The 24,842-nt window shown below is 68.2% G+C and carries 25 protein-coding genes; 18 read left to right on the top strand and 7 right to left on the bottom strand.

The window, feature by feature from the left end; all coding sequences use genetic code 11:
• Nucleotides 1–5 precede the first annotated feature (5 nt).
• The 6 genes from gatA (at nt 6) to AC1DT6_RS34035 (ending at nt 7,407) form a co-directional block, all read left to right on the top strand.
• A complete protein-coding gene (gatA, locus tag AC1DT6_RS34010) occupies nt 6–1,511 on the top strand; it encodes an Asp-tRNA(Asn)/Glu-tRNA(Gln) amidotransferase subunit GatA (protein WP_441636966.1) in 1,506 nt (501 codons plus the stop codon).
• Complete coding sequence (locus tag AC1DT6_RS34015; protein ID WP_441636964.1) at nt 1,508–1,975, top strand: hypothetical protein; 468 nt, start codon at nt 1,508–1,510, stop codon at nt 1,973–1,975. The genes gatA and AC1DT6_RS34015 overlap by 4 nt, the downstream gene beginning before the upstream one ends.
• 5 nt (nt 1,976–1,980) lie before the next feature.
• Entirely contained in the window at nt 1,981–2,937 is a 957-nt protein-coding gene (locus tag AC1DT6_RS34020; protein WP_477103969.1) for a dienelactone hydrolase family protein, read from the top strand.
• A 118-nt stretch (nt 2,938–3,055) separates the two neighbouring features.
• Nucleotides 3,056–4,516, top strand: coding sequence for an Asp-tRNA(Asn)/Glu-tRNA(Gln) amidotransferase subunit GatB (gene gatB / locus AC1DT6_RS34025; protein ID WP_477115324.1), 1,461 nt, complete (start codon nt 3,056–3,058; stop codon nt 4,514–4,516).
• A gap of 979 nt (nt 4,517–5,495) precedes the next feature.
• The gene (locus AC1DT6_RS34030; RefSeq protein ID WP_477115325.1) at nt 5,496–6,164 is read left to right on the top strand and encodes a DUF484 family protein; all 669 of its coding nucleotides are present in this window, start codon (nt 5,496–5,498) and stop codon (nt 6,162–6,164) included.
• A 40-nt stretch (nt 6,165–6,204) separates the two neighbouring features.
• Complete coding sequence (locus AC1DT6_RS34035) at nt 6,205–7,407, top strand: tyrosine recombinase XerC (protein WP_477115326.1); 1,203 nt, start codon at nt 6,205–6,207, stop codon at nt 7,405–7,407.
• Here the strand turns inward: AC1DT6_RS34035 and AC1DT6_RS34040 are convergent.
• On the bottom strand, nt 7,404–8,363 hold the full coding sequence (locus tag AC1DT6_RS34040) for a transcriptional regulator GcvA (RefSeq protein WP_441636894.1): 960 nt from the start codon (nt 8,361–8,363) through the stop codon (nt 7,404–7,406). The genes AC1DT6_RS34035 and AC1DT6_RS34040 overlap by 4 nt on opposite strands.
• Before the next feature lie 220 nt (nt 8,364–8,583).
• Between AC1DT6_RS34040 and AC1DT6_RS34045 the strand changes: the two genes are divergently transcribed.
• From AC1DT6_RS34045 to pcp, 9 genes are all read left to right on the top strand, one after another.
• On the top strand, nt 8,584–8,943 hold the full coding sequence (locus tag AC1DT6_RS34045) for a DUF2917 domain-containing protein (RefSeq protein ID WP_441636896.1): 360 nt from the start codon (nt 8,584–8,586) through the stop codon (nt 8,941–8,943).
• A 156-nt stretch (nt 8,944–9,099) separates the two neighbouring features.
• A complete protein-coding gene (gene lipB / locus AC1DT6_RS34050; RefSeq protein ID WP_441636898.1) occupies nt 9,100–9,831 on the top strand; it encodes a lipoyl(octanoyl) transferase LipB in 732 nt (243 codons plus the stop codon).
• A gap of 43 nt (nt 9,832–9,874) precedes the next feature.
• Entirely contained in the window at nt 9,875–10,870 is a 996-nt protein-coding gene (lipA, locus tag AC1DT6_RS34055; protein WP_006161271.1) for a lipoyl synthase, read from the top strand.
• 494 nt (nt 10,871–11,364) lie between these two features.
• A complete protein-coding gene (pxpB, locus tag AC1DT6_RS34060) occupies nt 11,365–12,015 on the top strand; it encodes a 5-oxoprolinase subunit PxpB (RefSeq protein ID WP_477115327.1) in 651 nt (216 codons plus the stop codon).
• A 55-nt stretch (nt 12,016–12,070) separates the two neighbouring features.
• Complete coding sequence (locus AC1DT6_RS34065; protein WP_441636902.1) at nt 12,071–13,099, top strand: 5-oxoprolinase subunit C family protein; 1,029 nt, start codon at nt 12,071–12,073, stop codon at nt 13,097–13,099.
• Between the two features lie 66 nt (nt 13,100–13,165).
• A complete protein-coding gene (gene pxpA, locus AC1DT6_RS34070) occupies nt 13,166–13,906 on the top strand; it encodes a 5-oxoprolinase subunit PxpA (protein ID WP_035865170.1) in 741 nt (246 codons plus the stop codon).
• 131 nt (nt 13,907–14,037) lie between these two features.
• Complete coding sequence (locus AC1DT6_RS34075) at nt 14,038–14,775, top strand: DUF969 domain-containing protein (RefSeq protein WP_441636904.1); 738 nt, start codon at nt 14,038–14,040, stop codon at nt 14,773–14,775.
• Nucleotides 14,776–14,778: 3 nt separating this feature from the next.
• Complete coding sequence (locus AC1DT6_RS34080; RefSeq protein WP_441636906.1) at nt 14,779–15,729, top strand: DUF979 domain-containing protein; 951 nt, start codon at nt 14,779–14,781, stop codon at nt 15,727–15,729.
• Between the two features lie 70 nt (nt 15,730–15,799).
• The gene (gene pcp / locus AC1DT6_RS34085) at nt 15,800–16,474 is read left to right on the top strand and encodes a pyroglutamyl-peptidase I (protein WP_441636907.1); all 675 of its coding nucleotides are present in this window, start codon (nt 15,800–15,802) and stop codon (nt 16,472–16,474) included.
• Between the two features lie 24 nt (nt 16,475–16,498).
• On the opposite strand, the gene AC1DT6_RS34090 is transcribed toward pcp, so the two are convergent.
• From AC1DT6_RS34090 to AC1DT6_RS34110, 5 genes are all read right to left on the bottom strand, one after another.
• A complete protein-coding gene (locus AC1DT6_RS34090) occupies nt 16,499–17,725 on the bottom strand; it encodes a VanZ family protein (RefSeq protein WP_477115328.1) in 1,227 nt (408 codons plus the stop codon).
• 11 nt (nt 17,726–17,736) lie between these two features.
• Entirely contained in the window at nt 17,737–18,375 is a 639-nt protein-coding gene (locus AC1DT6_RS34095) for an ABC-type transport auxiliary lipoprotein family protein (RefSeq protein ID WP_441637217.1), read from the bottom strand.
• Between the two features lie 119 nt (nt 18,376–18,494).
• Nucleotides 18,495–19,436 (bottom strand): MlaD family protein, encoded by a 942-nt coding sequence (locus tag AC1DT6_RS34100; protein WP_441637211.1) that lies wholly within the window; start codon nt 19,434–19,436, stop codon nt 18,495–18,497.
• Nucleotides 19,433–20,308 carry an ABC transporter ATP-binding protein gene (locus AC1DT6_RS34105; protein ID WP_441637210.1) on the bottom strand — a complete coding sequence of 292 codons (876 nt, stop codon included), beginning with the start codon at nt 20,306–20,308 and terminating at the stop codon, nt 19,433–19,435. Before AC1DT6_RS34105 ends, AC1DT6_RS34100 begins: the two co-directional genes overlap by 4 nt.
• Nucleotides 20,305–21,426: an MlaE family ABC transporter permease gene (locus tag AC1DT6_RS34110; RefSeq protein WP_441637215.1), complete on the bottom strand. Its 1,122-nt coding sequence runs from the start codon at nt 21,424–21,426 to the stop codon at nt 20,305–20,307. Before AC1DT6_RS34110 ends, AC1DT6_RS34105 begins: the two co-directional genes overlap by 4 nt.
• 240 nt (nt 21,427–21,666) lie before the next feature.
• Here AC1DT6_RS34110 and AC1DT6_RS34115 point away from each other — a divergent pair, with 240 nt between their 5' ends.
• Genes AC1DT6_RS34115 through AC1DT6_RS34125 form a run of 3 tightly spaced genes read left to right on the top strand, consistent with a single transcriptional unit; the run spans nt 21,667 to nt 24,129 of the window.
• Nucleotides 21,667–22,533 carry a biotin--[acetyl-CoA-carboxylase] ligase gene (locus AC1DT6_RS34115; RefSeq protein ID WP_477115329.1) on the top strand — a complete coding sequence of 289 codons (867 nt, stop codon included), beginning with the start codon at nt 21,667–21,669 and terminating at the stop codon, nt 22,531–22,533.
• The gene (locus tag AC1DT6_RS34120) at nt 22,530–23,381 is read left to right on the top strand and encodes a type III pantothenate kinase (RefSeq protein ID WP_441637206.1); all 852 of its coding nucleotides are present in this window, start codon (nt 22,530–22,532) and stop codon (nt 23,379–23,381) included. The genes AC1DT6_RS34115 and AC1DT6_RS34120 overlap by 4 nt, the downstream gene beginning before the upstream one ends.
• A 52-nt stretch (nt 23,382–23,433) precedes the next feature.
• Nucleotides 23,434–24,129, top strand: coding sequence for an SPOR domain-containing protein (locus AC1DT6_RS34125; protein WP_477115330.1), 696 nt, complete (start codon nt 23,434–23,436; stop codon nt 24,127–24,129).
• Nucleotides 24,130–24,144: 15 nt separating this feature from the next.
• On the opposite strand, the gene rfaE2 is transcribed toward AC1DT6_RS34125, so the two are convergent.
• Nucleotides 24,145–24,639 (bottom strand): D-glycero-beta-D-manno-heptose 1-phosphate adenylyltransferase, encoded by a 495-nt coding sequence (rfaE2, locus tag AC1DT6_RS34130; RefSeq protein WP_477115331.1) that lies wholly within the window; start codon nt 24,637–24,639, stop codon nt 24,145–24,147.
• Nucleotides 24,640–24,842 lie beyond the last annotated feature (203 nt).

The following is a 24,842-nucleotide window of genomic DNA, read 5'->3' on the forward strand; positions in this document are numbered from 1 at the left end:
CCGACATGTCCTTTTCCGCATCTACCGTGACCTCCCTGCGCGAGCTCTCCGACGCGCTGGCGGCACGCACCGTCTCCGCCGAAGAACTGGCGCGCGATTACCTGGCCCGCATTGAGCAGGCCAGCGCGCTCAACGCCTTTGTCGACGTCAACCCCGAACTCACGCTGGCGCAGGCCCGCGCCGCCGACGAGCGCCGCGCGCGCGGCGAAGCCGGCCTGCTGACCGGCGTGCCGATCGCCCACAAGGACGTGTTCGTCACGCGTGGCTGGCGCGCAACAGCGGGTTCGCGCATGCTCGCCGACTATGAAAGCCCGTTCGACGCCTCCGTGGTCGAGCGCCTGGCCGCCGCCGGCATGGTCACGCTGGGCAAGACCAATATGGACGAGTTCGCGATGGGCTCGTCCAACGAGAACTCGCACTTCGGCCCGGTGAAGAACCCCTGGGATGCCAGCCGCGTGCCGGGCGGCTCCTCGGGCGGCTCGGCCGCCGCCGTGGCAGCCGGGCTCGCGCCCGCCGCCACCGGCACCGACACCGGCGGCTCGATCCGCCAGCCGGCCTCGTTCTCGGGTATTACCGGCATCAAGCCCACCTATGGCCGCGTGTCGCGCTACGGCATGATCGCTTTCGCCTCCTCGCTCGACCAGGGCGGCCCGATGGCACATACCGCCGAGGACTGCGCCATGCTGCTGGGCGCCATGGCCGGCTTCGACGAGCGCGACTCGACCAGCCTCGCGCCCGCCCAGGGTGGTGTCGACGAGGACTACACGCGCCTGCTGGGCAAGCCGCGCACCGGCGCCAGCGTTGAGAGGCCACTGTCCGGGCTGCGCATCGGCCTGCCCACCGAGTATTTCGGCAAGGGGCTGTCGGCAGACGTGGAACAGGCCGTGCGCGCCGCGCTCGCCGAGTACGAGAAGCTGGGCGCCACGCTGGTCGAGGTGTCGCTGCCCAAGACCGAGCTGTCGATCCCCGTGTACTACGTGATCGCGCCGGCCGAGGCCTCGTCCAACCTGTCGCGTTTCGACGGCGTGCGCTACGGCCATCGCGCCGCCGAGTACCGCGACCTGATGGACATGTACAAGAAGACCCGCGCCGAAGGCTTCGGCCCCGAGGTCAAGCGCCGCATCATGGTGGGCGCCTATGTGCTGTCGCATGGCTACTACGACGCCTACTACCTGCAGGCGCAGAAGATCCGCCGCATCATCGCCGACGATTTCCAGCGCGCCTTTACCCAGTGCGACGTGATCATGGGTCCGGTGGCGCCCACGGTAGCCTGGAAGCTGGGCGAGAAGAGCGCCGACCCGGTGCAGATGTACCTGGCCGACATCTTCACGCTGTCGACCAGCCTGGCCGGCCTGCCCGGCATGAGCGTGCCCTGCGGGCTGGGCGAGGGCGGCATGCCGGTTGGCCTGCAACTGATCGGCAACTACTTCGGCGAAGCCGAACTGCTGCAGACGGCGCACGCTTTCCAGCAGGCAACGGACTGGCACCTGCGCCGGCCTGCCAAGGCATGATCGCGCGGCGCTGGCTGGTCCGGCTCGCACTCGGCATCGGGCTGGCCGCCGCACTGGCGGCCTGCATCCCGCTGCCGCGCTTCGGCGGCGGGCCCACCCCGATCGCCAGCCGCGACATCGACCTTGCCGGCGATTGCCGCCGCACCGAGGAAGACGGCTTCCGCGAGGATGCCCAGCTGCGCGTGGCGGACAACAGCGTGCAGCAGTTGTCGTGGAAGCTGTGGGTGGGCAAGCGCGGTTCGTGCAGCTTCAACCTGGCCGAATTCCGCCAGACGCAGAAGAAGCCGCATATCGAGTTGCGCGCCAACGACGGCAGCGCCTGCAAGCTGATGGTCTGGCAGGATCCGCGCCGGGTCACGCTGGCCCACGCCAATTGCGAGGCACGGTGCTCGCCGGGCATCTACGAGGAAGCCTGGCCGGTGATGTTCGAACCCGGCACTGGCGGCTGTGCACAGACCCGATGAATCCGATGCACCCGCTCAGCGCCCTGTCCGGACTCGCCGCCCGCCTGCGGGATTTTTGCCTTGGCGCGTGCGCCCTGGTGCTGGCAAGCCACGGCGCGCTCGCGCATGCCTTCGTGCCGGAGGCCGGCATGCACGCCATGCCGCCGGCGCGGACGGTGCATTTTCCCGATGCCGACAAGGGCAATGCGCTCAGCGCCCACTGGTTCTTGCCGCAGCGCGGCGCGCTGGCGTCGGCGCAGGCATTGCCGGTGGTCATTGCGTTGCATGGCTGCGCCGGGCTCTACCAGAACGGCGGCGCGGATGCCGCGGCGCTGCAGGAGCGCTACCGGGAATACGTGCAATGGCTCTCCGCGCGCGGCTACGCCGTGTTGCTGCCCGACAGCTTCGGTCCGCGCGGCAAGCCGCAGGGCATCTGCACCGAAGCGCTGGCCGGGCGCGACATCGACGACGAAACGCGGCGCGGCGATGTCCTGGCGGCGCTGCGCTGGCTCGCGCGGCAGCCCGGCATCGACACGGCGCGCATTGTGCTGCTGGGCTGGTCCAACGGCGCGCAGGCGGTGCTCAGCACCATCGACGCCAGCCGCGACTGGCCGGCGGGCGCGCCGGCAATCGAGCGCGCCGTGGCCTTTTATCCTGGCTGCAAGCGCGCCGTGCAACGGCATGAATACCGCCTGCGCACGCCCTTGCTGCTGATGACCGGCGGCGCCGACGACTGGACCCCCGCCACCCGCTGCGCCATGTTGCGCGAGGCGGTCACGGCGCGCCAGCCCGATGCGCGCTTCCGGCTGGAGATCTACCCTGGCGCGTATCACGGCTTTGACGGCACCAGCGAACTGCGGGTGCGGCGCGATGTGCCCAACGGCGCGCGTCCCGGCCTGGGCGTGACCGAGGGCGGCGACCCGGTCGCGCGCGGCGCGGCGCTGGCGCAACTGGATTCGTGGCTGGCCAGCCCGAATCCGTGAGATGAATACCGGCATGGCGCCGCGGTCGGATGCGAAATGCGCGCGCGATGCCGATGAACACGTAGCAGACGTAGCAAACACGTAGCAACACATACAGCACACGAACAGGAATACCGCCATGCAATGGGAAGTGGTGATCGGCCTCGAGACGCACACGCAGTTGTCGACGGCCTCCAAGATTTTTTCCGGTACCTCCACCGCCTTCGGCGCGGCGCCGAACACGCAGGCCTCGCCGGTCGACCTGGCGCTGCCCGGCGTGTTGCCGGTGCTCAACCGCGGCGCGGTCGAGCGCGCCATCGAGTTCGGGCTGGCGATCGGCGCCACCATCGCGCCGCGCAGCATCTTCGCGCGCAAGAACTACTTCTACCCCGACCTGCCCAAGGGCTACCAGATCAGCCAGTACGAGATCCCGGTGGTGCAGGGCGGCAGCATCAGCATCCAGGTCGAAGGCAAGAAGGGCGAGACCTACGAGAAGACCGTGCAGCTCACGCGCGCCCACCTCGAGGAAGACGCCGGCAAGTCGCTGCACGAGGATTTCGCCGGCATGACCGGCATCGACCTGAACCGCGCCGGCACGCCGCTGCTGGAGATCGTTACCGAGCCCGACATGCGCAGCTCGGCCGAGGCCGTGGCCTACGCCAAGGCCCTGCACGCGCTGGTGATGTGGCTGGGCATCTGCGACGGCAATATGCAGGAAGGCAGCTTCCGCTGCGACGCCAACGTGTCGGTGCGCCCCTACGGCAGCCCCACGCTGGGCACGCGCCGCGAGATCAAGAACCTGAATTCGTTCCGCTTCCTGCAGCAGGCCATCGACTACGAAGTCCAGTGGCAGATCGCCGAGATCGAGGACGGCCGCGCCATCCAGCAGGCCACCGTGCTGTTCGATCCGGACACCGGCGAGACGCGCGCGATGCGCACCAAGGAAGATGCGCACGATTACCGCTACTTCCCCGACCCCGACCTGCTGCCGCTGGAGATCGACGCGGCCTGGATCGAGCGGGTGAAGGCCGCGCTGCCGGAACTGCCGGTGGCCATGCAGGCGCGCCTGGTGTCGCAATATGGCTTGTCCGCCTATGACGCCAGCGTGCTGACCGCGTCCAAGGCACTGGCTAGCTACTTCGAGGCCGTGGTCGCCGAAGCCGGTGCGGCCAATGCCAAGCCCGCTGCCAACTGGCTGATGGGCGATGTGTCGTCGCTGCTCAACCGCGAAGGCATTGCGCTGGAAGCGGCCCCGGTCAAGCCGGCGCAGTTGGCCAGGCTGCTGGTGCGCATTGCCGATGGCACGGTGTCGAACAACACTGCCAAGAAGGATGTCTTCCCGGCCATGTGGGCGGGGGAGGAGGGCGGTGACGCCGACGCCATCATCGCGGCCAAGGGGCTGAAGCAGATGTCCGACTCAGGTGAGTTGGAAAAGATCATCGATGATGTGCTGGCGGCCAATGCGAAGTCTGTCGACGAGTTCCGGGCTGGCAAGGAGAAGGCGTTTAATGCGCTGGTGGGGCAGGCTATGAAGGCTACCAAGGGGAAAGGGAATCCGGCGCAGGTTAATGAGTTGTTGAAGAAGAAGTTGGGGGCGTAAGGGGGCTTTTTTGGGGGGGGGGCTTGCTGGCTCCTTCGCGGTTTCTTTTTGCGGTGTTGGCTCTTGCACCCAAGTGCGTACGACATCCCCCTGCGGGGGACGCCGGTCACTCTTCTTTGCCTCGGCAAAGAAGACTAACGAGAAGAAAGCCGACCCTGCCGGGGGCAGAGCAATCGGGCTTGTAGGCCTCGGTGATTGCGTCGTACGGCCCTGAGTGTTGCCTAGCGTGTCCAACCGGCTTGCAGGACATCGCATTGGCCTGCCCCATGGGTTTCGTGGTGGGGCCCCTGACCTCGTATGCGGTGACCATTCCCACATCTGCCGTTCGCGGCGCGAGTGGCTGCGCCGTTTCGAGTGTGGCTGGTTTCGTGGTTTTGTCTCGGAGAGCAGGCGCGGTGATGTTCGAGCGTGACCCTCGCGAACCGGGCCATGGTGCCCACCACGAAACCAAGGGCGTTGGTAGCAAGGTGCCGCTCGCGCCGGTAGGCAGGGCATCAAATGGCTGGGCGGCCACCGCTAGAGACAAAACCACGAAACCACCAATGCAGGCAGGATCGCGGTCCTTCGCGCCGCGAACGGCAGATGTGGGAAGAGGCACCGAGCAAAGCGATCAGGGGCCGCACCACGAAACCCATGGGTCAGGCCATTGCGCTGCCCTGCAAGCCGGTAACGGCAGATACCAGCAGAACCGCTGCCCATACGACGAAACCAGCACCCTGCGCACCCGCGATTGCTCTGCCCCCAGCAGGGTCGGCTTTCTTCTCGTTAGTCTTCTTTGCCGAGGCAAAGAAGAGTGACCGGCGTCCCCCGCAGGGGGATGTCGTATTCCTTTGGGTTAAATAACCAACGCCGCAAAAAGAAACCGCAAAGGAGCCAGCAAGCCCAAGCCCTCACCCCAAAAAGGCCAACACCCCCCCCTCCCCAAATCCACCCCCTAACCATTTGCTACACTGCCCCCCAAACATCCCGGTTGAAGCCAATGAACCCCCAAGAAGTTGCCTCCTACCTGCAAACCAACCCCCAGTTCTTCGAAGATCACGCCGAGCTGCTGGCCACGGTGCAACTCACCAGCCCGCACAGCCACCGCGCAGTCTCGCTGCAAGAGCGCCAGATGGAAATCCTGCGTGAGAAGAACAAAGGCCTGGAACTGAAGCTCGCGGACCTCGTCCGTCACGGCCACGACAACGACCGCACCCAGCAGCGCATGCACGCCTGGCAACTGCGCCTGCTGGCAGAAGTGGACTCGCACGCGCTGCCCTATGCGGTGCAGGACGGCCTGCAGYAGGTGTTCGAAGTACCGGGTGTGGCCCTCAAGCTCTGGAACGTGGCCGAGAGCTACGCGCATATGGAAGTGACCCAGGGCGCGAGCGATGACGTCCGCCTGTTCGCCGAAGGCCTGCGCGCGCCGTATTGCGGCGCCAACAGCGGCTTCGAGGCGGCGGCCTGGCTGGRGCGCGACGATATCGCCTCGCTGGCCATGGTGACGCTGCGCGTGCCCGCGCGTGAAGCCGGCACGCTTGGCGCGGCCTTCGGGCTGCTGGTGCTGGGTTCGCCCGAGCCGCGGCGCTTCCACGAGGGCATGGGCACTGCCTACCTGGCGCAGATCGGCGAAGTGGCCGGCGCCGCGCTGAACCGGCTGCGTGACTAAACCGGGCGATGCACCGCAATCCCATCGCCGTGGCCGGGCAATGACGGCATCCCGTCCGCCCAGGTCAGGTGGCGCGGCCGCGCGGCCGCGCAAGGCAGCGGCGCCGGCGGCCAGGAAGGCCGCCGCAGGCAAGACGCCATCGGATGCCGCCAGGTCCAGGCCACGCCAGGACGCCCCGGCGGAACCCCTCGGCAAGCCAGTGCCCGCCCCGGTGGTCCTGCGCTACCTGGAATGGCTGTCCAGCAGCCGCAAGCTGGCTGCCCACACCCTGACCAACTACGCCCGCGACCTGTCGGTCCTGCAGGCGCATGCCGAGCGCCATGCACCGGGCTGCGCGCTGTTATCGCTGCAGACCCACCATATCCGCGGCTTTGCCGCGCGCCTGCATGGCGGCGGCCTGGCCGGCACCAGTATCGCCCGCACGCTGTCGGCCTGGCGCGGTTTCTACCTGTGGGCCGCGCGCCATGGCCTTGGGGTGGAGGCCAATCCGGTCGACGGCGTGCGCGCGCCCAAGTCCGGGCACCGGCTGCCCAAGGCCTTGTCGGTGGAGCATGCGGTGGCGCTGGTCTCGCACAGCGCGGGCGAGCACAACGAGGGCCGGCGCGACCAGGCCGTCTACGAGCTGTTCTATTCCAGCGGCCTGCGCGTGTCGGAACTGGTGCAACTGGACCATCGCTACACCGAGGACGGGGAATACCGCTCCGCCGGCTGGATCGATATGGACGGCGCCGAAGTCACGGTGATCGGCAAGGGCTCGCGCCGCCGCACCGTTCCCGTCGGCAGCAAGGCGATGGAAGCCCTGCGCGCGTGGCTGGCGGTGCGCGCGGAGATGTCGCGCACCGGCGCGGCGCCGGAGGACGCGCATGCGCTGTTCCTCAGCGTGCGGGGAAGGCGCCTGCCGGTGCGCACCGTGCAACTGCGCATCAAGCAGCAGGCGATCCGGGCAGGCGTGCCCGCGGACGTGCATCCGCACATGTTGCGGCATTCCTTTGCCACCCATGTGCTGCAATCCTCCGGCGACCTGCGCGCGGTGCAGGAAATGCTTGGCCATGCCAGCGTGGCCACCACCCAGATCTATACCGCGCTGGATTTCCAGCACCTGGCCAAGGTTTACGACAAGGCGCACCCGCGCGCTGGCAGGGCGCACTCGGCACCGGCGCCGGCTGCCGCCCCGAAGGCCCCCGGGCCAGCGGCGGGCGAGTCCAACCCCCCGGCCACCCCGGCTGCCAAAGAAGACGACTAACCCTCCCACTGGGCCAGGATGCCGCGGAACGCTTCCATCTCCGGCAGCAGCCAGGCGCGGAAGGCTTTTACCTTGGGCGCCTCCAGCATGCTGGTCGAGCAGACGAAGTAAAGCAGCCATGGGCAGGTAATGCTGACGTCGAAGAGCCGGACCACGCGCCCGGACAGCAGGTCGTTATAGGCCAGCGAGGAACGGATCAGCGCAATGCCCTGGCCGGCTGCCGCCGCCTGCAGCAGCAGCGAGGAGTCTTCCAGCAGCAGGCCCTTGCGCGGCTCCGGCCAGTCCAGTCCGGCGGCTTCGAACCACGGTTTCCAGGGGTCGCCCTCGCCGCGCAGCAGCGACATGCCTTTCATGTCCTGCGGCCGTGCCGGCAGCTTGCCGCCGTTGAAGGCCGGGCTGCAGACCGGGAAGAACACGTCGTCCAGCAGCTTCTCCACATACAGGCCGGGATAGTCGCCGCTGCCCATGCGCAGCGCGATATCGACTTCCTCGCGCGCGAAATCCACCAGGGTGTTGGACGACAGCAACTCCACGTCAAGCTCGGGATGCTGTTCGATAAAGCTGCCGATGCGCGGCGTGAGCCAGCGCGCGGCGAAGGAGGGCATGGTGCTGATGGTGAGGCGCTTGTCGCGGTTGCCGGCCTGCAGCGCGCGCGTGGCATCGGCGATTTCCAGCAGGGCTTCGCGCACGCGTCCCGCGTAGGCCCGGCCGCCGGGCGTCAGGCTGACACGCTTGCCATTGCGCTCGAACAGGGCCTGGCCCAGTTCCTCCTCCAGCGCGCGGATCTGGTGGCTGACCGCGCCGTGGGTGACGAACAACTCGGTGGCCGCGCGCGAAAAACTCTCGTGGCGGGCAGCCGCCTCGAAGGCGCGCAGCGCGGTCAGCGGCGGCAGGCGCGGCAACTCGCGATGCCAGCCACGTGGCAAATCTCTCTCCCATGCTCCCTTCAGCGCCATCACTGACCTCGTCTTATGTGAGTTTCTCTAACAAGAACAAGGAAAATATATCGTTTTGGAAGGGCCGCGGCAATCACTAGAATGCAATGCATCGGCGCGCTGCCCGCACCGGTGCCAGTCAAGTACAAAGCATAGCCTGACAAGGGCTGGCGCGACTGGTGGCTGCCCATTCCGGGCAAGCGGGCGAGGGTGTCGACGATGTCAGTGAAGGATGCCCAACATGAAAACATTGCTCACAACGACCCTGTTCACCCTGAGCCCGGGCGAAGTTACCTCGCTTTCCATCCACGCCGAACAGCGCCTGCGCGTGGATGAGGCCACGGGGACCGATGTCTGGCTGACCCGCGAAGGCGATTCGGAAGATTACTGGCTGCGTTGCGGCGGTAGCCTGCTGCTCGCCAGCGGCGACGAAATCACGGTCAGCGTGGATCCGCGCGCCGCCGAGCCGGTACGCCTGGCCCTGATCGCCGAGGCCCGCCGGCCGGCCGTCAACCTGTCGCACCTGGTGGCACGCATGGCGCGGCGTTTGGTTCGAGGTACCGAATGGACGCCTAACCAGGACCAGATCACGGCCTCCTGACGAAGACGGCCGCGTGCGCGGCCATCTGCGGCTGGTGCATTCGCGCGATGACCCTGACCCTGGCAGGACCATCGCGGAGTGAAAGAGCACGAGACGGACAGAGCAAGAGAGGGGCGGCATCCTGTGAGATCCGCCCCTTTTCGTTAAACTGCCGGGATGCAATCGATACAAGTCATTGAGCAGGGCCGGCAAGAGTACGAGCCCTGTTTCGACGCGATGCGTGCCTTTACCGCCGCACGCACCGCCGATACCCCCGACCAGATCTGGCTGGTCGAGCATCCTCCGGTCTACACCCTCGGCCAGGCGGGAGATCCCGCGCACCTGCTGGCCCCGGACGAGGCGATCCCCGTGGTGCGGATCGATCGTGGAGGACAAGTCACTTACCACGGTCCGGGACAGGTCGTAGCCTATCTTCTGCTCGATCTGCGCCGGCGCCGCCTCATGGTTCGCGAGCTCGTCCATGCGATCGAGCAAGCCGTGCTGGACACGCTCGCGGCGTATAATCTCGCAGCCGAACGCAAGCCCGGCGCGCCTGGTATCTACCTTTGCGAAGGTCCGCACCAGGGCGCCAAGATCGCCGCGCTCGGCCTCAAGATCCGCAACGGCTGCAGCTATCACGGCGTCAGCCTCAACGTGCAGATGGACCTCGCGCCCTTCCTGCGCATCAACCCCTGCGGCTATGCCGGCCTGGAAACGGTCGACATGGCAACGGCGGGCGCCACCTTCCCGGTGGCCGATGCGGCTGGCGCGTCCCGCCTGCCCGTGACCGCGGCACAACAAGCCGATATCGCGCGGCGCCTTGCGGCGGCGTTGTGCGAAGTGCTGGCAGCGGCGCATGAGCGCGCCCTGGCAGCCGACCGGAACACCGCCGCGGCCCTGGCCACTTAGTCATCCAGCCGAATATGCACGCACCGCGCGTGCGGAGAACACTATGAGCGACGCCCTGATCGCCACTTCCAGCGAAGCCCCGCAACCCCAGGCGGAGCAGTACGACCCGACCCGCAAGCAGAAGTCGGCCGACAAGACCGCCCGCATCCCTATCAAGATCGTGCCGGCCGAGAAGCTCAAGAAGCCTGAGTGGATCCGCGTCAAGGCGGCCACCGGCAGCTCGCGCTTCTACGAGATCAAGGACATCCTGCGCGCCAACAACCTGGTGACGGTATGTGAGGAAGCGAGCTGCCCCAACATCGGCGAATGCTTCGGCAAGGGCACCGCGACCTTCATGATCATGGGCGACAAGTGCACGCGCCGCTGCCCGTTCTGCGACGTCGGCCACGGCCGTCCCGATCCGCTGGACGCCAGCGAGCCGGGCAACCTGGCACGCACCATCGCCCAGCTCAAGCTCAATTACGTGGTGATCACCAGCGTCGACCGCGACGACCTGCGCGACGGCGGTGCCCAGCACTTTGTCGATTGCATCACGCTGACCCGCGAGCTGTCGCCGGTCACCCGCATCGAAGTGCTGGTGCCGGATTTCCGCGGCCGCCTGGACAAGGCGCTGGACATCCTGCAATCCGGCCCGCCGGACGTGATGAACCACAATATGGAAACCGTGCCCCGCCTGTACAAGCAGGCGCGCCCGGGCGCCGACTACGCGCACTCGCTCAAGCTGCTGCAGGAATTCAAGCGCCGCAACCCCACCGTGGCCACCAAGTCCGGCCTGATGGTGGGTCTGGGCGAGACCGACGAGGAAATCCTCGAAGTCATGCGCGACATGCGCGCCCACGACATCGACATGCTGACTATCGGCCAGTACCTGGCGCCGTCGGGCCACCACCTGCCGGTGATGCGCTACGTGCATCCGGACACCTTCAAGATGTTCGAGGCCGAGGCATACAAGATGGGCTTCACCCATGCCGCCGTGGGCGCCATGGTGCGCAGCTCCTATCATGCGGACGAGCAGGCGCATAAGGCCGGCTTCGCCTGAGCCTGCCTGCGCGCCTCCGGGCGCCTTGGTTCATTGCAAAAATAACCGGCCGGTATCCACCCGGCCGGTTTTTTTTTCCTGCGGCAGCGGCTGCCGCCGCAGCTGGCGTTGCATGCACGCGACGGCCTGACCTCTTTCCCTGAAATTTCTTCCATCGCACCCGTCGGCGCGGGCGGGGCCGCGCGCCGCGCGATCGCACCGGACCGGCGCATGGCGGGAGCCCTCGCGAGCGCTCCCGCACCGAAGGCATTCGCCGCATCGGCCGGCCGCACCAGGACAGGGCGCAGGGCCCGTCACGCACAACACTTTGCGTGGGAAATCCTAGGGTCTACACCTAGCCCCAGCATCTTATTGTTTGGTTATCATGAATTTATCGACAAATTGTCGATGAAAAAAGATTCTGCTCACGGACCGGATTGCAGCCGGCGTCGTCCCTGACCAAGTCCGGTGCGCGCGCCTACACTGCAAGACAGGTCCCCCTGCCGGTGCTTCCCATGACCCGATGTTCCGTTCACCGCCTGGCCGAGCGCGCGCTGCTGTGCAGCGTGCCGCCGCCGGCCTCGCTTGATGTACAGCGACGTATCTGGGCCATGGCCCAGCGCGCGGCCGAGTGGCGCGGCGTGGTCGACGCGGTGCCCGGCATGAACAACCTCACCGTGGTGTTTGACCGCGATGCCGATCCCGAAGCGCTGGAACGCAACCTGAAGCTGGCCTGGGCGTCGGGCGAGGCGCGCGCGGCGACAGGCAGGCTGGTCGAGATCCCGGTGCGCTACGGCGGCGAATTCGGCCCCGACCTGGCCGAGGTGGCCGCGCATACTGGCCTCACGGCGCAGGAAGTGGTGCGCCGCCACAGCGAGGGCGAGTACGTCGTTTACTTCCTCGGTTTCCAGCCCGGCTTCGCCTATATGGGCGGCATGGACCCGGCGCTGGCCACGCCTCGGCGGCGCGAGCCGCGGCTGTCGGTGCCGGCCGGCTCGGTCGGCATCGGCGGCGAGCAGACCGGCATCTATCCGGCCGCCGCTCCCGGCGGATGGCAACTGATCGGACACACAGCCAGCGAACTCTTCGTCGCCGACCGCGATCCGCCTTCCTTGTTCGCACCGGGCGACACGGTGCGCTTTGTCGTCGAGGCGCTGCTGCCATGAACCGTATGCCATCACCCGTTGCACCCGCTGCTGCGACTGTGCGGAGGGTCCGCGCATGATCGAGATCATTCGCCCTGGCGCGCTCGCCTCGGTCCAGGACCTCGGCCGCCCCGGCTTTCGCCGCTTCGGCGTGGGCACCGCGGGCGCGCTCGATACGGTCGCGCTCACCATCGGCAACCGCCTGCTCGGCAATCCGGCGGGCGATGCCGCCATCGAATTCACGCTGGGCCGCGCCGCCGTGCGCTTCCACGCCGACATGCGCGTCGCGCTGACCGGCGCCGAGTGCCGGGCCAACCTGGACGGCGTGCCGGTGTGGTCGTGGCATGCCTTCGACGTGCGCCGCGGCGAAACGCTGACGCTGTCGGCGGCGCAGGGTGGCACCCGTACCTATTTGTGCGTGGCGGGCGGCATTGCCGTGGCGCCGGTGATGGACTCGCGCAGCACCGATCTCAAGGCCGGCTTTGGCGGCCTGGGTGGCCGGGCGCTGCATGAAGGCGACCGCTTCGATGCCGGCCGGCCCGGCGTGGCCGAGGACAGCGACTGGCTGGGCGTGCAGGCTCCGGCCTGGGCGCTGCCGGTGACGAAGCTCGGCAACGCCACGCCGATCCGCATGCTGCCTGGCATCGAATACGAGGACTTCGACGCCGCCGCGCATGAGGCGCTGTGGCAGTCCGACTGGATCGTCACGCCCAACAGCAATCGCATGGGCTTGCGCCTGCAAGGCCCGGCGCTGGCCCGCCAGCCTGAGCGTGCCGCCGACCTGCTCTCGCACGGCGTGCTGCCGGGCGTAGTGCAGGTGCCGCCGGCCGGCCAGCCCATCGTGCTGATGGCCGACGCGCAGACCACCGGCGGCTATCCCAAGATCGGCGTGGTGATCGGCGCCGACCTGTGGCGGCTGGCGCAGGTGCCGCTGGGCGCGCCGGTGCGCTTCGTGCGCGTCACGCTGGAAGAGGCCGCTGCGGCGCAGGCCGAGCTGGATCGCTACCTGCAGCAACTGGACCAGGCACTGCAATGGCAGGGAGACGGCATGGTGATCGCCTCGCGGCGGCGCACGCGCAGCCACGCGGCCGCGGCCGTGGCCTGAGCGCCGCCGGATGACATCAACCCCCAAACCTCAGGACAAGCCGCAAGACCGGTGAGGAGTATCGCAATGCATATCGACCTGAACGCCGACCTCGGCGAAGGCTGCGGCAACGACCGCGAACTGCTGGGACTGATCAGCTCGGCCAACGTCGCCTGCGGCTGGCACGCCGGCGACGCCGCCACCATGCTGCAGACCGTGAAGTGGGCGCTGGAGCAGGGCGTCGCCATCGGCGCGCATCCGAGCTATCCGGACCGCGAGAACTTTGGCCGCACCGAGATGCAGCTCGATCCCGAAGTGGTGTACGCGAACACGCTCTACCAGATCGGCGCGCTGGCCGCGCTGGTGCGCTCGCAGGGCGGGCAACTGGCCCACGTCAAGGCGCACGGCGCGCTCTACAACCAGGCCGCCAGGGATCCCAGGCTGGCCGACGCCATCGTGCGCGCGGTGCGCGACTTCGATTCCGACCTGGTCTTCTTCGGCCTGGCCGGCAGTGTCATGGTGAAGGTGGCGCGCGAAGCCGGCCTCAAGGTGAAGGAAGAAGTCTTTGCCGACCGCGGCTACAACCCGGATGGCTCGCTGGTCAAGCGCGGGACGCCCGGCGCGCTGCACGAAGACGAAGACGTGGCGCTTGGCCAGACCCTGCAGATGGTGCGCGAGCAGCGCGTGCGCGCCATCGACGGCAGCTATGTACCGATTCGCGCCGAAACCGTGTGTCTGCACGGCGACGGCGCACACGCGCTTGCCTTTGCGCGCCGCATCCGCGAACGGCTCGGCGCCGAAGGCATCGCAATCCGCGCCGGAGGCTGAAGGGGCACACCACACGGTAAACGCAACGGACGCGCCCCCAGGCTTCCGGTATTCACTGTGACCCGCGCGATGTCGAGCAGCATGACGCGACGCGTGGCACTCGCCTCCATCACACTCTATTGGTGTCTCTCATGGAACAGGCAGTCAACCTCTGGCCCTTAGTTGGGGTCGGCATCATCATCCTCGGCTTCGTGCTGCGCTTCAATCCCATGATGGTGGTGGCGCTTGCCGCCATCGCCACCGGGCTGGCGGCGCCTATGCCGGTCATGCAGATCTTCACGGCGATCGGCACCGCCTTCGTCAAGACGCGCAACCTGCCGCTCATCATCCTGTTGCCGCTGGCGGTGATCGGCCTGCTCGAGCGGCACGGGCTGCGCGAGCACGCGCAAGCCTGGATCTCGCGCATCGCCTCGGCCACGGTCGGGCGCCTGCTGATCGTCTACCTCGGCGTGCGCGAGCTCACCGCGGCGGTGGGCCTGACCAGCCTCGGCGGCCACCCGCAGATGGTGCGTCCGCTGCTGGCCCCGATGGCCGAAGGCGCGGCCGAGACCCGTTTCGGCAAGCTGCCCGAGCCGGTCCGCCAGCGCGTGCTGGCCTTCTGCGCGGCTACCGACAACGTCGGCCTGTTCTTCGGCGAGGACATCTTCGTGGCCTTCGGCGCGATCGCGCTGATGCACACCTTCCTGCTGTCGTCGAACATCGATGTGGAGCCGCTGCATATCGCCGTGTGGGGCATCCCGACCGCGGTCTGCGCCTTCCTGATCCATGCCGTGCGCCTCAAGCGCCTGGATATGTGGCTGGAACGCGAAGTGGGCGGCAAGGCTGCGGCCGCCGCAGGTACGGCGGCTACGGCCAAGAGCGGGGAGTAAGCCATGATCATTTCCATCGAGTACCTCTACTGGCTCGCCGGCCTGGTCCTGGCCATCACCTCGCTGATGATTTTCGCGGACCGCGACCATCCGCGCCGGCTCAGCACGGGTTTGTTCTGGGCGCTGTATGCGCTGGTGTTCCTGATCGGTGACAAGCTGCCGCCGGCCGTCGTCGGCGTTGGCGCCGTGGTGATGGCGCTGATCGCGGGCTTTGGCGGGGTTGGCCACGGCAAGCACGGCACGCTGCCGGAAGAAGAGCGCCGCGCCTCGGCCAAGCGCCTTGGCAACAAGCTGTTCATCCCGGCCCTGCTGATTCCGCTGGTGACGGTGATCGGCACCGTGCTGTTCAAGGACGTGAAGATCGCCGGCCTGCCGCTGCTGGACCCCAAGAACGTGACCTTCGTCTCGCTGGGCGTCGGCTGCCTGGTCGCGCTGGCCGCGGCCTGCTGGCTCACCCGCGATACTGTGGTGCAGGGCGTGCGCGAGTCGCGCCGCCTGACCGAGTCGCTCGGCTGGGCGCTGGTGCTGCCGCAGATGCTGGCCATGCTTGGCCTGGTGTTTGCCGATGCCGGTGTGGGCAAGGCGGTGGCGTACCTGACCACGGCTTACATCAACATGGACTACAAACTGGTGGCCGTGGTGGTGTACTGCGTGGGCATGGCGCTGTTCACCGTGATCATGGGCAATGGCTTCGCCGCTTTCCCGGTGATGACCGGCGGCATCGGCGTGCCCATCCTGGTGAACATGTTCCACGGCAACCCGGCGGTGATGGCGGCTATCGGCATGTTCTCCGGTTACTGCGGCACGCTGATGACGCCGATGGCGGCCAACTTCAACATCGTGCCTGCCGCGCTGCTGGAGCTGGACGACAAGAACGCCGTGATCCGGGCGCAGGTGCCGACCGCGCTGATGATCCTGGTGGCCAATATCGCGCTGCTGTATTTCCTGATGTAAGAACGCGGTCCAGCCGCGAAAGTTTGGCCAGGGGCCCGGGCAACCGGACTTCGGGCCGGGAGTCCCCGCCATGCGTACCGTGCTGCTGACCGGTTTCGAGCCGTTCGAAAGCGAACCTATCAATCCGTCCTGGGAGGCCGTTCGCGCGCTCGACGGCGAGCGCATCGGCGGCACGCCCGATGGCGCCGATGCGGCCTTGATCGTCGCGCGCCAGTTGCCTTGCGTATTTGGCGCCGCCAACGACGTCATGGCGGACCTGCTCGATGCGCTGCAGCCCGTGCTGGTGATCGCGGTGGGGCAGGCGGGCGGGCGCCCGGAAATGTCGGTGGAGCGCGTGGCGATCAATGTCGACGATGCGCGCATCGCCGACAACGCCGGCGCGCAGCCCGTCGATAGCCGCATCGCGGAGGATGGCCCCGCGGCGTATTTTTCCAGCCTGCCAATCAAGGCCATCGTGCGCCGGATGCGCACGGCTGGCGTGCCGGCCTCGGTTTCGCAGACCGCCGGCACCTTCGTCTGCAATCACGTGTTTTACGGGCTGATGCACTTGCTGGCGACGCAAAGCGTGCCGGCGGGCGTGCGTGGCGGCTTCATCCATATTCCTTATCTGCCGGAGCAGGCCGCGCGGCATCCGGGCCAGCCCAGCCTGGCGCTGGCCACGATGATCGACGGCATCCGCTGCGCGGTGGCTACCGCGCTGTCGACGCAGGACGATATCCGCGAGCAGGGCGGCCAGACGCACTGAAGCGGTCAGGCCCCGGGCGGTGGCCTATCCCTTTTTCGCCGCCGCCTGCCGCCGCAGCTTGCGGCGTGCGCGCCGCAAGCTGCGGCGGTCCAGCTGGAATTGCTCGAAGCGCCAGATCAGGTAGAACAGCGCCAGGAACGGCCACATCCAGGCCAGCCACTGCGCCAGGCTGTTGAAGTGGATGAAGCGGCCCAGGCGCCAGCCCTGCTCCGAGATCCAGGAATAGGGATTGGCGGGCAGCAGGTTGGACAGCAGCACCAGCAACATCAGCGCGGCCAGCGCCAGCGCGCCGCGYAGCCAGCGCGGCAGCCGCAATAGCAATACCAGCACCAGCGARCYCGTCAGCAGSGCRAARCGSCCRCCYTCGGACAGCCAGTTGAAGGCGTTGTCGTCCGGGAACTGCAGTTCCGCCACGGCCGCCTTGAGCAGCAGCGTGCAGGCCAGCAAGCCGGCCAGAATGCGCAGCATCGGGGCATTGCGCCGCATCGCCGCCGAGGCGAACAGCCCGGTGCCGACCCATCCGCACGCGGTCACCAGCGATTCCAGCAACTGCTGTCCCTGCACGTCGTCGGGCCGCAGCAGGCCTACGCTTTCGATCAGGTCGGGCAGCGTCGGGAACATGCCTTGCAGCCACTGCACGGGCCAGGAGTCGGGGTCGGTCAGCCACTCGCGCACGATCGCGCCCATGCCGAACAGGTGCTCCTGCGGGAAGATCTGCGCGAACGGCCACAGCAGCAGCAGGATGATGGCGAAGCTGGCATGTGGCTCGAACCAGGCCATGCGCAACTGGCGCAGCGAGCCGCGGTCGATCAGCGCGGCCGAGAAGGGCGCCACCACGGCGCCGCCCAGCAGGGCGCCCAGCGCATTGGTGATCAGGTCGATATTGGACGAGATGCGGTTGGGCAGCCAGGTTTGCAGCGCTTCCATGCAGCCTGAGAGCAGCGCGCCCGCCACCAGCGCCAGCAGCGTCGCGCGCGCGCCGGACACGCGCGGGTGCAGGGACAGCACCAACAGCGCGCCGAAGGGGCAATAGCCGAGCACATTGGTGATGAGATCGAACTCGGTCAGGTAGCGCGGCTTGGGCGCGGTGAGGAAGGCCAGCGGTGAGATGCCGTTGTCGGTCCAGCCCGTGAACGGAAAGAGGCTGCCGTAGATCACCAGAAGGGTGAAGCACAGCAGCCCCACCCGCGCCAGCGGCGAATGGCGGGGCGTGGGCGGCAAGGGAGTGAGCGGAGCGGGTGCCGATGCCATGCGGGACCGGGTTATTGCAGCGGTAGCGTGGCCACCCAGTCGAGGATCGCCGCGATGGCGGCGTCGGTGCCCGTGGCGAGCGCCTTGACGCCGCCGGCGCCATCGGCCGTGGGCGCGGGCTGCGCCACCACGAAGGTCTTCTGCCCGCGCAGCCCGTTGCGGAACACGCTGGCACGCACCCGGATCACGCCGCGGCTGGCGCTGGCGCTGTCGAAGACCTGCTCGAACTCCAGCATGTCGATCTTCAGCGCCGGCGTGGCGGTATCGCCGAACCAGGTCAGCGCCCCGCGCGAGGCCACCGCTTCACGCAGGCGGTCGTCGAACAGGCGCACCGGCGACATCACCCAGCGCTGGGTGGCATAGGGCTGCAGGCGCTCGGCCTGGGCGTAGTGCAGGCGATAGAAGAGTGAGTTGCCGTCCATCCAGGTGGGGCCGTCGGTTTGCGCCACGCGCATCCTGGGCAGGGGCGTGGCGCCGGGCGCCGCCCCGGCCGGCGGGCCCAGGTCGTAGGTGATGGTGGACGTGGAGGGCGTGAGGGCGCAGCCGCCCAGCAGCAGGCCGGCCAGCGCGATGCCGGCGGCAAGCCGGCGCGGCAGGCCGCAAACGCCGGAGGTGCCGGAACGATCTGGCCGGAGATGGGCGGTGCGCATCATGGATTGCCTCGGTTTGCCCGTGGGGCTCGGATTGCTCGAAGGGTTTGCCGTGCGCACCTGGCGGACCAGGCGCGCGGCGATTGCTTGGGGGCGCGGGATCACGGTACCTGTTCCGCTCACGGCGCCTGGAAGCCAGGCTCGCCGGGGCCCGGCATGGTGGCCGGGCCGCCGAACAGCACGCTGCGCGGGCTGTCGTTGAACTGGCTGGCGGCGCGGTCGATGCTGCGCATGGTCTGGCGCGCATCGCGCGCGAGCCCGTTGATCTGCGGCAGCGTATCCTGGCTGACGCCACCGGCGGCCGACTGGATCGAATCGGCGGCGCCCTGCAGGTCGTGCCCGACGCGGTCAATGGTGCGCAGCACGGTGCCGTTCGGGCTGGCCAGTTCCTGGGTCAGGCGCCGCGTCGAGGCCAGCGTGGCGTTCAGGTTTTCGGTCACCTGCGGCAGTTGGCGCACCGCCGGCGCGAGCGAGTTGGCCAGCTGAGAGTAGTCGTCGGCGGTCTTGCGCACCGAGCGGATCGCGCCCATCAGTTCGCGCCGGTTGTCGGCCTGGAACATGTCGTTGAGCGAGCCCATGATCGTTTCGAGCTGTGTCAGCAAGCTGTCGCCGCGCTTTTCCAGCTCTTCGAAGAAGCCGGCCCGCATGGTGATGCGCGCCACCGACTTGGAGGAGGTGGCCAGATGGGGCGATGGCGTGCCGCCCTCCTGCGCGGTGGTGTCGTCGAGCTGCACATAGCCGATCCCGGTCACGCCCTGGAAGCCGAGCGTGGCATAGGTGGTGCGGGTGATCGGGGTGTCCTGGTTGACGCTGATGCGCACGATGATCTGGCCCGGCACGGCGGGATCGAAGCGGATCGACACCACCTTGCCCACGTCCAGCCCGCGGTACTTGACGTCGGCCTGCGGCCCCAGCCCGTTGACGGTGGAGCGGGTGATCAGGTCGTAGGGCACGCGCACCGCGTGGTCGCTGCTGAACCAGAAGATCGAGAACAGCACCAGGATGGCGAGGCCGATCGTAAAAACGCCCGCGAGGAAGGCGTTTGACTTGTTTTCCATCATGCTTCTCCAGATTGCGGGCCCGCCGGTGTCACCGCCAGGGCCTGCATGGCGCGTTGCCCGCGCTCGCCCAGGAAATACTCGCGGATGAACGGGTGGTCGATATGCACCAGTTCGGGTATCGGCAGCGCTGCCAGCACCTTGCGGTCCGCCAGCACGGCGACGCGGTCAGACAGCGCCACCAGGGTGTCGAGGTCGTGGGTCACCATCACCACGGTCAGGCCCAGTTCGCGGCGCAGTTCGCAGATCAGCGCCACGTAGTCGTCGGAGGCCATCGGATCCAGCCCGGCGGTGGGCTCGTCCAGGAACACCAGTTCGGGCTCCAGGGCCAGCGCGCGGGCCAGCGCCACGCGCTTGATCATGCCGCCGGACAGGTCGGACGGCATCTTGTCCGCGTCGCGGGCGGACAGCCCCACCAACTGCAGCTTGAGCAGCGAAGCCTGGCAGATGAGATCGTCGGGCAGGGTGCGAAGTTCGCGCAGCGGCAGCGCGATATTGTCGATCACCGACAGCGCGGAAAACAGCGCGCCGCGCTGGAACTGCAGGCCCCAGCGGTTGCGCAGGGCTTGCAGGCGCGCGGCATCGAGCCGCATCAGGTCCTCGCCGAACACGCGGATGGTGCCTGAGGTGGGCCGGTCCAGCCCGACGATCTGGCGCAGCAGCACGGTCTTGCCGCTGCCCGAGCCGCCGACGATGGACAGCACTTCGCCACGATAGACATCGAGGTTCAGGTGGTCGTGCACGACCGCCTCGCCAAAGCGCTTGACGAGGTCGCGCACTTCGATGACGGTAGTGCGCCCGGATTCTTGCGCCGTGCCGGGCATGGAGGCCGGGCGGGCCGCTTGTGGCGTCGTGGAAGCGGTGGCGGTTGTCATAGTCCGATGTCCTTGAACAGGATGGCGAAGATCGCATCGGCAATGATCACCACCGTGATCGAGGTCACCACCGAGGCGGTGGTGCCTTCGCCCAGGCTGCGCGTATTGGGCTGGATGCGCAAGCCGAAATGGCAGGCGGTGATCGCGATCAGGATGCCGAACACCACGCCCTTGCCCAGCCCCATCCACAGGTTGGCCACCGGCACCGCATCGGGCAGCGCGCGCAGGAAGAAGGCCACGCTGATATCGAGCTGGAATTTGGCCGCCAGCATGCCGCCGGCCAGCGCCAGCACGTCGGTCCACGCCACCAGCAGCGGCATGGCGATGGCCAGCGCGATCACGCGCGGCATGATCAGCCGGAAGCCGTGCGAGATGCCCATCACGCGCATGGCGTCGAGCTCCTCGGTGACGCGCATCACGCCGATCTGCGCGGTGATGGCCGAGCCCGAGCGGCCGGCGATCAGGATGGCCGCCAGCACCGGCCCCAGTTCGCGGATCACCGCCATGCCCAGGATGTTGACGATGAAGATGCTGGCGCCGAAGGTGCGCAACTGGTTGGCGGACAGGTACGACAGCACGATGCCGATGAGGAAGCCCACCAGCGCGGTAATGCCGAGCGCTTTATAGCCGACGTTGTAGATGTTGGCCGAGATCTCGCGCCAGGGGCCGCGATGCGGCGCGCGCGCCAGGCGCAGCAGGTCGAAGGCCAGCTGGCCCAGCATGGTCACGCCGTTGCCGAGCTGCGAGAACATCGACAGGATCGATGCGCCGAACAGTGTCACCGGGTTGAACCGGTCCACGATATGTTTCTTCCAGTTTTCGCGGCGCAGGCCGGCGATGCGCGCGAACACCCGCCGCTGGGCCTCGCTGGCCTCAAGCCGCTCGGGCAGCTTGCCGCCCCAGGCCTGCCACATCAGTTGCGCGCCGATGTGGTCGAGCCGGCCGAGGCCGGCCAGCGACCAGTGCGAATCCGTGGCAATCGCATGCAAGTCATGGCGCAGGCCGCGCGCGTGGTGGCAGTCCGAGAGCGCCAGCGCGGTCCAGTCGCCGCGCAATCGCACCGTCGCCGCTCCGTCCGCGCGCGTCACTTCGATGGCTGGCGTGGTAAGGCTTTCCAAAGGATGGGTGGAAGTGATGGGCAAGTCCCGATTCTATGCCACCCGCAGGGTCAGCGGGCGCCCGGACCGCCTCGGCGGCGGATTCGCGCGGCTACAATGCGGGCTGGATTCCCCGCGCGGTCCCGGCTGCGCGGCCTGTTCCACCGACGCAAGCCGTACCTCTCGTACTTCTTGCGCACGTTGTGCCCTTTGCGCCCTTCGTGCCCTTTGTGCCCTTTGTGCCGTCCAACGCCGATTCGCATGTCCGCAGACCCATCCTTGCCGCCGTCCGCCCCGCCAGCCCCGGCCTGGCGCATCGACTCCGACCGCCTGCGCGCCGCGCTCACGGGTGCCGCCAGCGGCTGGACCCTCGACGTCGTCGACGAGACCGGCTCGACCAATGCCGACCTGACGCAGGCCTGCCGCACCGCGCCGTGGACCGAGGCCGGCGCGCTGCGCCTGGCCTACCGCCAGACCGCGGGCCGCGGCCGCCAGGGCCGTCCCTGGCAGGGCCAGGCCGGGCTGACCTTCTCGGTGGCGATGCCATTGCCGCTGGCACCGTCGCAACTCAGCGGGCTGAGCCTGGCGGTGGGGCTGGCGCTGGCCGAGGCGCTGGCCGACTGCGATGCGCGGCTCGGCGCCGCCGTGGGCCTGAAATGGCCCAACGACCTGCAGATCGACGGCCGCAAGCTGGCCGGCATCCTGATTGAGTCGGTGCCGGCAGGGCCGCAGCGCGTCTGGGCGGTGATCGGCATCGGCCTGAACCTGGTACGCGATGCGCAGATGGAGGCCGCGCTCGGGCGCAGCCTGGCCGGCGTGACCGAATACCTGCCGGATTGCGATCCCACCGCCTTGCTGGCCGCCGTGCTGAACCGGCTGGCGACGATGCGCGACGATTTCCTGGCGCGGGGATTCGCGCCGATGGCGGCCCGCTGGTCGGCCCGCGACGCGTATCGCGACCAGCCGGTGCGCCTGCTGCACGACGGCCGCGTGCAGGCCGAAGGCCTGGCGCGCGGCGTGGACGGCGACGGCCACTTGTTGCTTGAAACGCCGATGGGCCTGGAGCGCATCGCCAGCGGCGAAGTCTCGCTACGCCCGGCGGACGAAGGCCCGGGAGCGGGCGCATGAGCTTTTCCACCGCCGGCATGCCGCGCGTGCCGCAACTGCTGATCGATATCGGCAACACCCGCCTGAAATGGGCCTGGTGCGAAGACGCCTGGTCCGGCGCTGTGTTGCACGAGGCGCCGCTGCCCACGCCGTGGCAGCACGGCGGCGCCGTGGCACACGACGCACTGTCCACGCTGGTGGCGCAATGGGCGTCGTTGCGGACGGCCGGTCCCGCCGGCGCCCGGCCGCAGGTGTGGGTCAGCAACGTAGCCGGCCCGGCCATCGCCGCCAGCCTGCAAGCCACGCTGGACACCGTGTTCGGCCCCGGCGCCGGTGTGAACTGGGTACGCTCGGGCCCGCGCTTCGGCGGCCTGGTCAACGGCTACCGCGATCCCGCCCAGCTCGGCGTCGACCGCTGGATCGGCAGCATCGGYGCGCGGTGCTACCGGCCGGAGGGTGCGCTGCTGATCGTCACCGCCGGCACCGCCACCACGCTCGACGTGGTGAGCGCGCAGGACCGTTTCGAGGGCGGGCTGATCCTGCCCGGCCTGGACCTGATGCTGGGCGCGCTGGCGCAGAACACCGCGCAATTGCCAGCCCTGGGCGTCGGCGACACCGGGCTGGCCGCACCCTGGGCCGACAACACCCGGGACGCCATTGCCGCCGGCTGCCTGGCGGCGCAGGCCGGTGCGGTGGAGCGCACCTGGCGTGCCCTCGGCGAGCGCGGTCCGGTACGCTGCCTGCTGTCCGGCGGCGCCCGCCATATGCTGGCGAACGCCCTCTCGATGCCGTTCGAGATGCACGATAATCTCGTGCTGCTCGGCCTGCATGTGATGGCCTCGCGGAGCCGGGCCGATGCCCTGGACTGATCTGCGCCGGCCATTGTTCTCCAAGCCTCTCGTTTCCCCCTGCATCGCCCCCATGCTCCAACGAAGCCTGTTAATCCTGCTGGTCCTGGTCAATGCGCTGCTGCTGGCGGCCGTGCTGGGCGCTTTCGGCCCACAGCCCCTGGCTGGCTGGATGGAAAGCGCGCGCGAACCCGGACGCGCCGCCCAGCAGACCCGCGCGGAACGATTCCGCCAGATGGCGCGGGGGGACCGGGCAAGCCCGGCATCCGCGCCGGCGCTTCAGCCTGCCGCGCATGCCGCCGCGTCCACCATGGCCTGCGTGGAGATCGGTGGCTTCAACGGCGACCTGGTGCGGCGCGTGGCCGATGAACTGGCAGGCGCACCGGCCGGCGCCTGGCGGGTGGAGCAGTTCGAGCGGCAGGAGCAAGCGCGCTGGTGGGTTCACCTGCCGCCGCAGTCCACGCGCGAGAACCTGCAGCGCAAGCTCGGTGAGTTGCGCCGGCGCAACATCACCGATGTGTCGGTGGTCAGCGCGGGGACGCCCGAAACCTATACGGTGTCGCTGGGCCTGTTCCAGGAGCGCGAGCATGCCGAGCATTTCCTGGACAACCTGCGCGAGCACGGCGTGCGTACCGCGGTGCTGAGCGACACGCCGCATCCGCTCACGCGCCAGTGGCTGCGCGTGCGCAATGCCGACGCGGCGCTGCGTACGCGGCTTGACGAGATGCGCCGGCGCTACGGCGTGCAGGACATGCTCAGCTGCGCCTGATGCGCCGCTGGCGGATTACTGCACCTGGCGAACCTTGGACAGCAGCTTGGTAGTGGAACGGTCGTGCAGGAAGGCGATGGCATGGGCTTGCCCGCCCCAGCTGCGCACCAGCCGCGTTTCTTCCAGCGTATCGATATCGTAGTCGCCGCCCTTGACGTAGATGTCCGGGCGCACCAGCCGGATCAGCTCGACCGGCGTTTTCTCGYGGAACATCACCACCAGGTCCACGGATGCCAGCGCGGCGACCAGCGCCATGCGGTCCGACTCGTGATTGAGGGGGCGGTCGTCGCCTTTGCCGAGCATGCGGACGGAGGCGTCGCTGTTGACGCCCACAACCAGGCTCGCGCCGAAGGCTTTGGCTTGCGCGAGGTAGGTGGCGTGGCCGCGGTGGAGGATGTCGAAGACGCCGTTGGTGAAGACGAGCGGGCGTGGGAGGGCGGCTAGCTTTTCGGTCAGGTCGTTGGGGGTGTCGGTGGTGACTAGCTTGGATTCGAAGGCTGGGGTGGACATGGTGGTGGCTGGTCTTGGGTAAGTCAAAAGCTTAACGTCAAAGGCTTAAAGTCAAAGGCAGTTTCACCACCCCTGCGGGGCGGCGACCTACTTTTTTGTCTTGCCAAAAAAGTAGGCAAAAAAGGCGTGCCGGATGGGGCGACCCCCTCCTCGTCGGCAGGCGAAAAGAGCGGCCGGGGGCCAAACTCACATCGCCTTAAGGC

The organism is Cupriavidus sp. 01L45, from assembly GCF_056399885.1.